We start from the raw sequence: 11,813 nt of genomic DNA on the forward strand, positions 1-11,813 counted from the left end.
TGGCGGTAGCGCAATGCGTATCTCGGAAACCTGTATCAAGCGGCCGGTGTTCGCATCGGTCCTGTCGCTGATCATCGTGCTGATCGGCCTGATTTCCTATTCGCGCCTGACCGTGCGGGAGTATCCGAAGATCGACGAGCCCATCGTCTCGGTGGACACCACCTACAAGGGCGCCTCGCCCGAGGTGATCGAGTCCCAGGTGACCAAGCCGCTGGAGGACCAGCTCGCCGGCATCGAGGGGGTGGACGTGATGACCTCGCGCAGCCGCTCCGAACGCAGCCTGATCAACATCAAATTCAGCCTGTCCCGCGACCCCGACGCGGCCGCGGCCGAAGTCCGCGACAAGGTGTCGCGCGCCCGGCGCTTCCTGCCCGACGAAATCGACGAACCGATCATCGGCAAGGTCGAGGCGGATTCCCAGCCCATTATCTATATCGCGGTGGAGGCCGGGTCGTACTCCGCCATCCAGACGTCCGATTACATTAACCGCTACATCAAAACCCGCCTGTCGGTGCTGCCCGGGGCGGCGGAAGTGCGCGTCTTCGGCGAGCGCCTGCCGTCTATGCGCATCTACGTGGACCGCGACAAGCTGGCTGCCTACGGTCTGACCGTGCAGGACGTCGAATCCGCGCTGCGCAGCCAGAACGTGGAAATCCCGGCCGGCCGCATCGAGTCCCGCGCGCGCGAGTTCTCGGTCGTGTCCTCGACCGACCTGCAGACGCCGGCGCAGTTCGAGGACGTGATCGTCGCCAACGTGAAGGGCTACCCCGTCCGCCTGCGCGACGTCTCCAAGGTGGAGATCGCGGCCGCCAGCGACCGCGTGCTGTCGCGCTTCAACGGCAAGCCGGCGATCAACATCGGCGTGACGCGGCAGTCCACCGCCAACCCGCTGGAACTGTCCAAGGCGGCCCGCGAGGAAGTGGCCCGCCTGAACGAGAACCTGCCGGCGGGCATGAAGCTGAACATCGCGTACGACTCGTCGGTGTTTATCGAACGCTCCATCGATTCCGTGTTCCACACCATCGGCGAAGCCATCGCCCTGGTGGTGCTGGTGATCTTTTTCTTCCTGCGCAACCTGCGCGCCAGCATCATTCCCATCGTCACCATTCCGGTATCGCTGGTGGGCGCTTGCGCGCTGATGTACCTGTTCGGCTTTTCGATCAACACGCTGACCCTGCTGGCCATGGTGCTGGCCATCGGCCTGGTGGTGGACGACGCGATCGTAGTGCTGGAAAACATCTTCCGGCACATCGAGGACGGCATGCCGCGCAAGGAGGCGGCCCTGCGCGGGTCCCGCGAGATCGGCTTCGCCGTGGTCGCGATGACGATGACGCTCGTCACCGTCTACGCGCCGCTGGCGTTCGCCACCGGCCGCACCGGACGGCTGTTCATCGAATTCGCGCTGGCGCTGGCCGGCGCGGTGCTGGTGTCGGGCTTCGTGGCGCTGACGCTCACCCCCATGATGTGCTCGGTGCTGTTGCGCCACCAGAGCAGCCACAGCCGCTGGTACAACCTGATCGAAGGCTGGCTGAATGGCATGAGCAACGGTTACCGCCGCGTGCTGGCGGCATCCCTGCGCCACCGCTGGCTGGTGGTGGCGATCGGCCTGGCGGTTGCGGCCGGCAGCGGCGTGCTGTTCAAGGTGGTCAAGAGCGAACTGGCTCCCATCGAGGACCGCGGCGTGGTGTTCGGCATCGTCAGCTCGCCGGAAGGCGCCACGCTGAACTACACGCTCGAGAGCATGCTCGGCATCGAAAAATTCTATGCGGACATCCCGGAGGCCAGCGGCAGCCAAGTCACGGTGGGCTTTCCCACCGTGACGGACGGCACCGCCATCCTGCGCCTGAAACCCTGGGAAGAGCGCAGCCGCAAGCAGCAGACCATCACGGAGCTGCTGCAGCCGCAATTCGCCTCGCTGCCGGGCGTGCGCGCCTTTCCCACCAATCCGCCGTCGCTGGGCCAGTCCGCGCGCTCCAAGCCGGTGCAGTTCATCATCATGAGCCAGGCCTCGTACGTGGAACTGGCGCGCCTGACCGATGTGTTCATGGCCGAGCTGCGCAAGTATCCCGGCCTGATCAACCTGGATACCGACCTGCGGCTGAATACGCCCGAGCTGCGCGTGCGCGTGGACCGCGACAAGATGGCCGACGTGGGCGCCAACGTGGACACGGTGGGCCGCACGCTGGAATCCATGCTGGGCGGGCGGCAGGTCACCCGCTACAAGGATGAGGGCGAACAGTACGACGTGATCGTCCAGGTGACGCCGCGCGACCGCGCCAATCCCACCGACATCTCGGGCATCTACGTCCGCGCGCGCGACGGCAGCATGGTGCAGCTGGACAACCTGCTCGGCGTGCACGAAGGGGTGTCGCCGCAGTCGCTGAACCACTTCAACCGGCTGCGCGCTGTGAAGATCGACGCCGCGGTAGCCCCGGGCTACGCGCTGGGCGAGGTCCTGACGCACATGCACCAGGTGGCGCGCGACGTGCTGCCCAACACCATCGTGACCGATCTGGACGGCCAGTCGCGCGAATTCCGCGACTCGTCGGGCAGCATCTACCTGGTCTTCGCGATGGCGCTGGCCTTCATCTACCTGGTGCTGGCGGCGCAATTCGAGAGCTGGCGCAATCCGTTCATCATCATGCTGTCGGTGCCGCTGTCCATGACCGGCGCGCTGCTCGCGCTGTGGCTGACAGGGGGCACCTTGTCCATCTACAGCCAGATCGGCCTGATCACGCTGGTCGGCCTGATTACCAAGCACGGCATCCTGATCGTCGAATTCACGAACCAGCTGCGCGACGAGGGCAAGGAACTGTTCGAGGCCGTCATCGAGGCCAGCGTGCTGCGCCTGCGCCCGATCCTGATGACCACCGGCGCCATGGTGCTGGGCACCGTGCCGCTGGCGCTGTCCACGGGCGCGGGGGCGGAATCGCGCCAGCAGATCGGCTGGGTCCTGGTCGGCGGGCTGATGCTGGGTACACTACTGACCTTGTTCGTCGTGCCGGTGGCCTATACGCTTATCGCTACCGCACGCAAGAAACCCGGCCAGGCCGGCAGCGCAGCGCACCACCCGGACCCGGCTCCGGCCCCGCACACGCCGCCGGCCGCGCCCGCCCAAGCGTCGGAATAGTGAGTTATGCGCCAGATCATCTTTGACACCGAAACCACGGGACTGGATCCCGCCCAGGGCCATCGCATCGTCGAGATCGGCTGTGTGGAACTGGTCAACCGGATGTCCACGGGCAACAACCTGCACATTTACCTGAACCCGGACCGCGATAGCGACCCGGAAGCCCTGGCCGTGCACGGGCTGACGACCGAATTCCTGTCCGACAAGCCGCGTTTCGCCGAGGTCGCGGACGAATTCGTCAAGTTCATCCAGGGCGCGGAACTCATCGCGCACAACGCGGCGTTCGACGTGAAGTTCTTCAATGCGGAGCTCGCCAAGACCGGCCGCGGCCCGATCACCGAGTTCTGCGACACGGTCACCGATTCCCTGTTGCACGCGCGCTCGCTGTTCCCCGGCAAGCGCAACTCGCTGGACGCGCTGTGCGACCGCTTCGGCATTTCCAACGCCCACCGGACGCTGCACGGCGCATTGCTGGACTCGCAACTGCTGGCGGAGGTCTGGCTGGCCATGACCCGCGGCCAGGACGCGCTGCTGATCGACGTGGACGACGGCGGCGCAGCTGGCGGCGATGGCGTCGTGCTGGCCAGGTTCGACGCCTCGGGCCTGCCCGTATTGAAGGCCGGCGACGAAGACCTGGCCGAACACGAGGCCTACCTCGCCGCCCTCGACAAGTCCGTGGGCGGGGAGTGCATCTGGCGCAAGATGGACGCGCCGGCAGCGTCTGCATAAAGTTTTTCGGGGCGACTTGCACATCTTCAAAAAAACGTGCTAATATTTCGCCTCTTTCGGGGTGGTTAGCTCAGTGGTAGAGCACTGCCTTCACACGGCAGGGGTCACTGGTTCGAACCCAGTACTACCCACCAAAGACCCTTGAAAGACAACGCTTGCGCCAAGCCTGCCGTTGTCGGCGTCCAAGGAAAAAAGACGCAAAGCAAAAAGCCAGCCCTCGCGGTTGGCTTTTTTGTTTTGGCCGATCGCCGGCCCTGCTGTTGGCGTCTGGCCGCGGCATCCCGGAGCAAGCCATTGCGCGGGCGCAGCCCATTCATTACTCTTCTCTTGATTTGACGCAAGCGGGCCTTCATCGATTGAGCCGCATCGCCTGCGGGCCTGTCTATCATTGATAACAAAGGCAGGGCTCGCGGGCCAGGCCGAGGCGAACAGGAGAAGGCGATGCCCCCGAACACAAACACCATGCTGATCATCATCGTCACGGGCGTGGCGCTCATGCTGGTCGGCTTCGGGCTGCGCGACCGCAATATCGGCATGGGGCTGATGGGCCTGGGCCTGATCACCGCCATCGGCACCATCATCTACAAGGCCTACATCACCTTCTATTGACGCGCGCGGGGCGGATCCTCAACGCTGGCGCGCCACGCGCGACAGCAGGGTATCCAGCTGATTGGCGAACGCCTTGCGGTCGGCGTGGCTGAACGACGGCGGGCCGCCGGTGTCCACGCCGCTTGCGCGCAGTTCTTCCATCATGTCCCGCAGGGCCAGCCGTTCCCGGATGGTTTCCGGCGAATAGCGTTCGCCGCGCGGGTTCAGCGCCATCGCGCCTTTTTCCAGCACTTGCGCGGCAAGGGGGATATCCCCGGTGATCACCAGGTCGCCGGGTTCTGCGCGTTCGGCGATGTGCGCGTCGGCGACGTCGAAGCCGCGCGGCACTTGCACCGCGCGGATCAGCGGCGAGGGCGGGGTGTAGAGCGGCTGGTTGGCCACCAGGGTCAAGGGCGTTTGCCAGCGCTGCGCAGCGCGGAACAGGATGTCCTTGATGACCGCGGGGCAGGCGTCCGCATCGACCCAGATGTGCATCGCGCTATTCGCCCAGCGCTTTGCGCAGGGCCTCGGTCACGATGTCGTTGGTGGAAATGCCGCGTTCGGCCGCGGCGGCGCGCAGCTTGTCGGCATCCGCCTGGGACAGTTTCAGGGGGAACGGCACCAGGCCGGCGGCCTGGTCCAGCTTGCGCTGCTCGCGGCGGTCCAGGCCTTGCGAGGCGGTGCCGTAGCGGTCCGGCGTGCCGGCCTGCTTGAGCTGGCCGGCCAGCTTCAGGGCCTGGTTTTTCTGCAGATCGAATTTGTTCATGGGTATTCCTGATGAGGAGCGCCATCATAAGCGCAACGGCCTCATCGCGGTTTGCCGTGCTCCAGCGCCGCCAGGCCCTCCTGGGCGCCGTCGTGCAGCGGCACGGTCAATCCACGGCGGGCGGTGGCGGCCGAGACCTGGGCGCCCTGGGTCGATCCGGCGGCCAGCAGGTCTTGCCCGGTCAGGTAGACGGCGCGCACGATTACCAGGGCTTCGTCGCGGGTCAGGTCCGTGGTGGTGAGCAACAGCGCCGCCATGCCCACGGTGGGAATGGCTTCCGTCTGGTTGGGATAGGTGCCGGCGGCGATGTCCAGCGGCATCAGCGCGCTGTCCGAGGCCGTCAGCGCCTTGATGGCGGTGGGGTCCAGCGGCAGCAGTTTCAGGCGCGCCTGGGTCAACGCATCGCGCAGGGGCGTCGCCGGCACGCCGATTACTTGAGCCGCCGCGTCGACCTCGCCCGAGTTCAGCGCGGGCAGGGAGGCGGCGAACGGCGTGCTGGCGACGGTGTAGTCGCGGCCGGGCTGCAGTCCGTGCGCCGCCAGCACCGCTTCCAGGGTGGCGCGCACCGCCGAGCCTTCCGGCCCCAGGGCAATGGTCTTGCCTTTCAGGTCGCGCACGCTGCGCAGGGCGGCATCGTCGCGTACGACGATATGGACGAGTTCCGGGTAGAGGCTGCCCAGGGCCCGCAGGCCGGTGAATGGCCCTTGGGAGGCGAACGGCCCCTTGCCGTCGTAGGCCAGCCGCGCCGTGTCGGCTTGCGCCAGCCCGACCACTGCGTCGCCGCTACGCAGCAGCGCGATGTTTTCGGCGCCGCCTCCGGTGATCAGCGGCGAGACGCGGATCTGCTGGCTGCGGGCCACGTCGCTCAAGGCGCGGGCGAACGCCACGTACTCGCCGCGGTCTGGTCCGCCCGCCAGCGGGTAGCCCTGCTGCAGGCGCGACAGCCGGCCGTTGATGCGGGCCACGGAACGTTCCAGTTCCTGCTGCACCACGTGCTGCGCGGTGCTGGATGCGCTGTAGGCGACGGAATGGGTGATCTGGTCCAGGGTGTCGAGCAGCTGGCGCGTGACGGGCGGCGGCGCGCCAGTATCCAGGCTGGGGGCCTCGGCCGCCTTGAAGCCGGCGGGCGTCACCAGCTTCCAGCCTTCGCCTTCCTGGCGGTAGATGGCGCTGGCGTGGGCGACGATGCGGTCGCCGGCCTGGTTGCCGCCGGATTTCACGCCGCTGATGCTGCGCGGGCCCGCGCCCAGCAGGGTGACGAGCGAGGCCGCGCCGGGCTGGTCCCAGGCGCCGAGCGACACATCGCGGCCCACGTCCAGGGCGACGTCGTAATAGACCACGCGGCGGTTTTCACCCGCGGGCGCGTTATTGTCTGCGGCGGATCCCATGCGCTTGAGCTCGGCGATCCGGAAGAGGCCGTCGCCATAGGCGGTGGTCAGGCTGCGTTCGACGTCGGTCCGCAGCACGTCGGCGTCGGGCGCGCGGCCGCAGGCCGTCAGCGCCACGCAGAGAAGCAGGAGAACGAGGCGTTTGAACATGCTTACATCCCTCCCACGAACGGCAAGGAGATCAGCGAGGTCAGCACGATGACGTTGAGGATGTCGACCAGGAACGCGCCGGTGACCGGCACCACGATGAACGCCTCGGGAGCCGGGCCATGGCGGCGCGTGAGCGCCTGCATATTGGCGATGGCGGTGGCGGTGGCGCCCAGCGAAAAGCCGCAGAAGGCCGCCGACATGATGGCCGCCTCGTAGTCGCGCTTGAGCAGGCGGAACACCACCCAGGCGGCATACAGCGCGCAGAACACGGTCTGCACCGCCAGTATCAGCGCCAGCGGGCCGGCCAGGCGCGCCACGCTGGACAGGTCGAGCGTCATCATCGTCATGCCTAGGAACAGCGACAGGGCGATCGTGCCGATGATGTCGGTGACGCGGTCGTCCAGTTTCAGGCCCAGGTGTTCGCCGCCGTTGCGGATGACCACGCCCGTGGCCAGGCACCACAGGAAATTGGGCAGGCTGACCGGCGCGTCCTCGACCAGCGCGGCCAGGTAGCCGCCGACGACAAGGCAGACGAAAGCGGCAGTCATCGACACGATGAACGTACCGGCGGAGGCAGGGCCGGCGTTTTCCGTGAGGTCCGGGGCTTCATGTTTGGCGTCGGGGGCATGGTCCAGGCTGCCCGACAGCTTGTGCCGCCGCATGATCCATTCCGCCACCGGGCCGCCCACCACGCCGCCCAGCACCAGGCCCATAGTGGCGGAAGTCATCGCCAGCGCCATCACGTCCTGGATATTGTTGAAATCGGCAAAGCGGGTGGCGTAGGCCGCGCCCGTGCCATGCCCGCCCACCAGGGTGATCGTGCCGCCCAGCAGGCCCATCAGAGGGTGCAGGTCCAGCAGCCAGGCCATGCCCAGCCCGACGGCGTTCTGCAACACCAGGAATGGAATCAAGGCCAGCAGGAAGGCGATCAGCCGGGGGCCGCCCTTGGCCAGCAGCTTGAGGTTGGCGGTCAGGCCGATGCAGCCGAAGAACAGCAGCAGCAAGGTCGGCTTGACGCTGGTTTCGAGCGAAACCGAGATGCCGCCCCAGGTCGACAGCAGGTAGGCAATCACGGCGAACAGCAGGCCGCCCACGATGGGGTCGGGAATGCTGTAGCGCGCCAGGAGTCCGATCCGGGTGGTCAGTACCCGGCCGACGACGAGCACCAGGCAGCAGGCCAATAGCGATTGAACGGGCGAAAGCGAGATCATAGATACCTTTGCGCCCTGTCGGGGCACAGTTAGATTTCCGGCTATGGGAACCCTGCCGCCTCACACGCATGCGGATCATGTTACGTCCGCTGCGGTAGCGTTGTACATGGGGACAGGCAGGCGGCGCCCGGCGCGGGGGGGCGTCCGGCAGGCGCCGTGGTTGAAGGGATTTGCCGCGGCGGGGCGGCTAGAGCGGCAGCCCGCGCGACATGTACTGGGCCTGCGGCCCGTAGCCGGCAAGCTTTTCTGCCAGCCCGGCATTGGCGACGGCCATGGGGGCGTAGCCATGGCGCCGCCAGTAGCCCGTCGCGGATTCCAGCGAGACCAGGCTGGCCCGGCGCAGGCCGCCTGCCAGGGCGGCGGCGGCGGCGGCGCGCAATAGCGCCTGGCCGACTCCCAGCCCCTGGGCCTGCGGCACCACGGCGCAGTCGTGCAGGAACCAGTGGTCGGCGCCGGCCGGCAGCGACGCCAGCGTGACGTCCAGGGCCGGCGGCAGGCCCGCATCCCAGGGGTACGAGATCAGATAGCCCAGCAGGCTTTCGCGGCCGGCGGGCGCCGCCGCGGCTTGGGCGACCCAGCAGTGCGACGGGGCGAGCGTCAGCCGGTTCCGGAAGAAACCGGCGCTCTCCAGCAGGAAATCGGGATAAGCCAGGGTCTGGGCGGCCAGGATGCCGTCCACGTCGCTGGCAAGCATGGGCCTGACTCGGTATTGCATGACGATCTGGGAAAACAGGGAATCGGACGCATTGTAGCGACGCCGGCCCGTCCCGGCTTTGCCGCCGGCATTTCATGAAAATTCGACGAGCCCCTGCGCATACTGCCCGGCATAGTGTCCTGCATTCCGAGTTTAACGTTCCATGCACATCCAATTCCGGTCCGATCCCATCGCCCCGCAAGTGCTGACCAAATCGTTCCCCATGGAATCGCTTTGGTCCGCGCCGGCGGCCAACGTGCCGTACGACACCTGCGTGACTTGCGTCATTCCCTGCCTGAATGAATGCGAGAACCTGCGGGTGCTGCTGCCTTTGCTGCGCAGCCGGCTCACGGCGCTGTGCTCCGGCTGGGAAGTGATCGTCGCCGACGACGGCAGCACCGACGGCACCGAAGCGCTGATGGCGGAATGGACGGAGCACGAGGGCTTCCGCTACGTGCAGCTGTCGCGCAACTTCGGCAAGGAAGCCGCGCTCAGCGCCGGCCTGGAGTCCGCCTCCGGCGACGTGGTGATCTGCCTGGACGCCGATCTGCAGCATCCGCCGGCGCTGATCGAACAGATGCTGGCGCGCTGGGCCGCCGGCGCCGAAATGGTCTACGCCGTGCGCGAGAGCCGCGCCGACGAATCCTGGATCAAGCGCTCGGGCGCGCGCTGGTTCTACAAGTTGCTCAGCGGCGCGCGCGGCGTGGACGTGCCCGCCCATGCCGGCGATTTCCGCTTGATGGACCGCAGCGTGGTCGACGCGCTGAACGCGCTGCCGGAGCGCACCCGCTTTATGAAGGGGCTGTATGCCTGGGTCGGCTTCAAGGGTGAAGCCCTGGCCTATACGCCGGACGAGCGGATGCATGGCGACAGCCGTTTCGGCAGCATGCGCCTGTTCCGCCTGGCGCTGGACGGGCTGACCGCCTTCACGACCTGGCCGTTGCGCCTGGTCAGCCTGGTGGGCGTGTCCTTTGCCGTGCTGGCGCTGGCCTACGCAGCCTATCTCGTCGGCGACTACCTGCTGTCGGGCAATCCGGTTTCGGGCTGGACGACGATCGTGACGGCCGTCCTGTTCTTTGCCGGCGTGAACCTGATTTCCCTGGGCGTGGTGGGAGAGTACGTCGCCCGCATCTTCGATGAGGTCAAAGGCCGGCCCCTGTTCGTGGTGCGCCGCCGCCAGGGACGCGCTTCCCGTCCGGATCAGGATCCGCGCTGATATGTCCGCCAACATACTACGGGGGCGTTCCGCCTGGACCCCGCCGGCAGGACGCTTTCTGCTCGTGATCGGCGTCTGGCTGGCCTGGCTGGCGTGGCTGAGGCCGTTGACGCTGCCCGACGAGGGCCGCTACGCCGGCGTGGCCTGGGACATGCTGCGCAGCGGTTCGCATGCCGTGCCGCTGCTGGACGGCATGCCTTACTTCCACAAACCGCCGCTTTATTACTGGCTGACGGAGCTGTCCTTTTCGGTGTTCGGCGTGCATCCCTGGGCGGCGCGTGTGCCGTCCTGGCTGGCGGCATGGGGCGCGGCGGCGGCCCTGTACGGCTTCCTGCGGCGCTACCGCGACGCGGCGGCGGCCACGCTGACCGTACTGATCCTCGCCACCATGCCGTTCTTCTACGGTGGCGCGCAGTTCGCGAATCTGGACATGCTGGTCGCCGGCATGATTACGCTCTGCCTGCTCGCCGCGGTGGACGCGGTGCTGCGCGCCGAACGCGGACAGCCCTGGCGCTGGATGTCGCTGGCCGCCGCGGCGCTGGCGGCCCTGGCCGTGCTGGCCAAGGGCTTGATCGGCGTGGTTTTGCCGGGCGCCATCCTGTTCCTGTGGCTGGCGTGGGGGCGGCGCTGGCGCGGCCTGGCCACGCTGCTCTGGCCGCCCGCCGTGCTAATGTTTCTTGCGGTGGCGGGGCCGTGGTTCGTGCTGATGCAGCTGCGCTACCCCGGCTTCTACGATTACTTCTTCGTCTATCAGCATTTCCAGCGCTTCGCCGCGACCGGTTTCAACAATGCGCAGCCGTTCTGGTTCTACCTGCCGGTGCTTGCCGGGCTGAGCCTGCCCTGGTCCCTGTGGGGCGGCGGCATCCTGCGCAAGGCATTCTGGGCGGAGGGCCCGGCGCGGGATCTGCGGCGCTTCGCGCTAGCGTGGCTCGCCGTCGTGATCGTGTTCTTTTCGCTGCCGCATTCCAAGCTGGTGGGTTACGTCCTGCCCGCGCTGGCGCCGCTTGCCTTCCTGCTGTCGGAAGTCATCCTGAGCGCCTGGCGCGGCGAGGCCGAGGGCGTCACGCCACGCCTGGTGCGCTTGAGCGCGGCCGTGGCGGCGGGCATCTGTGTGATCGCGGTGGGTATCGCCGCCAATAATGCGCGCGGCAGCGCGGCCCCGCTGGCAAAGGTCGTGCGCGAGCAGGCGCGGCCCGAGGACACCTTCGTGTCGCTGCATGCCTATCCCTTCGACCTGGCCCTGTACGCCAGGGCACCCCGGCCGACGTGGGTGGTGGACGATTGGCTCAATCCGGAAGTGCCGACCCGGGACAACTGGCGCAAGGAGCTGTACGACGCGGCCAAGTTCGACCCCGCCACGGGCGAGCAGGTGCTGGTGAGTCCGGCGGCGTTCAACGCCCGCCTGTGCAAGGCGCCGGACGGCGCGCGCTATTGGGTGTGGGGCACGGTCGCGGACAATCCAGTCTATCTGCCGCTGCGGGGCCTGGAGCCGGCGGTCAGCAGCGCGAAGTACGCGATGTGGCGTGTCGAGGTGGACGCCGCGCTCAGGCAGCGGGTTTGTGGCGGAACGCCCAAAGCCGGCTAGCGATGAAGGTGACGACGGCCAGCCCGGCGAGGATCAGGGCAAGCAGGATGTCGTAGCGGATCGCCGTGCTGTGCAGCAGCCAGGCGTAGGCGGCTTCATTGATGGCGAAGCCGGCGGCTGACACAAGAAAGAAACGACGCGCTGCTATTGTCCAAGGGGTTTTTGAATGTCGGAATGTAAGCCGGTAGTGGCCCGCGAAGGAAACCGCGAACGCAATCAGCCAGCCGATCAGGTTGGCGGCGAGCGGCGGCATTCCAAAGGCTTCCACGCAACCGACGGCAACGGCCCAATGCGTGGCCGCGGCGGCGCATCCAACGGCAATGAAAGTGCTTACTTGTTGCAGCAGGGTGCGCATG

11 protein-coding genes and 1 tRNA gene are annotated in these 11,813 nt (G+C 67.2%); 6 read left to right on the forward strand and 6 right to left on the reverse strand.

The genetic code is table 11. The features are described 5' to 3' along the window. Positions 1-13: 13 nt before the first annotated feature. The 4 genes from AGI3411_RS24130 (at position 14) to AGI3411_RS30195 (ending at position 4,468) form a co-directional block, all read left to right on the forward strand. Positions 14-3,130: an efflux RND transporter permease subunit gene (locus AGI3411_RS24130; RefSeq protein WP_129529855.1), complete on the forward strand. Its 3,117-nt coding sequence runs from the start codon at positions 14-16 to the stop codon at positions 3,128-3,130. A gap of 6 nt (positions 3,131-3,136) precedes the next feature. After that, entirely contained in the window at positions 3,137-3,859 is a 723-nt protein-coding gene (gene dnaQ / locus AGI3411_RS24135) for a DNA polymerase III subunit epsilon (RefSeq protein ID WP_129529856.1), read from the forward strand. Between the two features lie 59 nt (positions 3,860-3,918). Further along, positions 3,919-3,993, forward strand: a tRNA-Val gene (locus tag AGI3411_RS24140). A 307-nt stretch (positions 3,994-4,300) separates the two neighbouring features. Then, on the forward strand, positions 4,301-4,468 hold the full coding sequence (locus AGI3411_RS30195) for a hypothetical protein (protein WP_087881433.1): 168 nt from the start codon (positions 4,301-4,303) through the stop codon (positions 4,466-4,468). A gap of 18 nt (positions 4,469-4,486) precedes the next feature. Here the strand turns inward: AGI3411_RS30195 and AGI3411_RS24145 are convergent, their stop codons facing one another. From AGI3411_RS24145 to AGI3411_RS24165, 5 genes are all read right to left on the reverse strand, one after another. After that, positions 4,487-4,942 (reverse strand): YaiI/YqxD family protein, encoded by a 456-nt coding sequence (locus AGI3411_RS24145; RefSeq protein ID WP_129529857.1) that lies wholly within the window; start codon positions 4,940-4,942, stop codon positions 4,487-4,489. Between the two features lie 4 nt (positions 4,943-4,946). Beyond that, positions 4,947-5,213 (reverse strand): hypothetical protein, encoded by a 267-nt coding sequence (locus AGI3411_RS24150; protein WP_129529858.1) that lies wholly within the window; start codon positions 5,211-5,213, stop codon positions 4,947-4,949. Positions 5,214-5,254: 41 nt separating this feature from the next. Then, entirely contained in the window at positions 5,255-6,751 is a 1,497-nt protein-coding gene (locus AGI3411_RS24155) for a TAXI family TRAP transporter solute-binding subunit (RefSeq protein WP_129529859.1), read from the reverse strand. Positions 6,752-6,753: 2 nt separating this feature from the next. Then, a complete protein-coding gene (gene gltS, locus AGI3411_RS24160) occupies positions 6,754-7,962 on the reverse strand; it encodes a sodium/glutamate symporter (protein WP_129529860.1) in 1,209 nt (402 codons plus the stop codon). A gap of 187 nt (positions 7,963-8,149) precedes the next feature. Beyond that, positions 8,150-8,656 (reverse strand): GNAT family N-acetyltransferase, encoded by a 507-nt coding sequence (locus tag AGI3411_RS24165; protein ID WP_129529861.1) that lies wholly within the window; start codon positions 8,654-8,656, stop codon positions 8,150-8,152. A 223-nt stretch (positions 8,657-8,879) separates the two neighbouring features. Between AGI3411_RS24165 and AGI3411_RS24170 the strand changes: the two genes are divergently transcribed. Both AGI3411_RS24170 and AGI3411_RS24175 read left to right on the forward strand, forming a co-directional pair. Further along, complete coding sequence (locus AGI3411_RS24170; RefSeq protein WP_244240447.1) at positions 8,880-9,872, forward strand: glycosyltransferase family 2 protein; 993 nt, start codon at positions 8,880-8,882, stop codon at positions 9,870-9,872. A gap of 1 nt (position 9,873) precedes the next feature. Beyond that, positions 9,874-11,457: a glycosyltransferase family 39 protein gene (locus AGI3411_RS24175; protein ID WP_129529863.1), complete on the forward strand. Its 1,584-nt coding sequence runs from the start codon at positions 9,874-9,876 to the stop codon at positions 11,455-11,457. Here the strand turns inward: AGI3411_RS24175 and AGI3411_RS24180 are convergent. Next, positions 11,417-11,812, reverse strand: coding sequence for a GtrA family protein (locus tag AGI3411_RS24180; RefSeq protein WP_129529864.1), 396 nt, complete (start codon positions 11,810-11,812; stop codon positions 11,417-11,419). The genes AGI3411_RS24175 and AGI3411_RS24180 overlap by 41 nt on opposite strands. Position 11,813: the final 1 nt, after the last annotated feature.

This window comes from Achromobacter agilis, assembly GCF_900496965.1.
In the GTDB taxonomy this organism is placed as follows: Bacteria; Pseudomonadota; Gammaproteobacteria; order Burkholderiales; family Burkholderiaceae_B; genus Achromobacter; species Achromobacter agilis.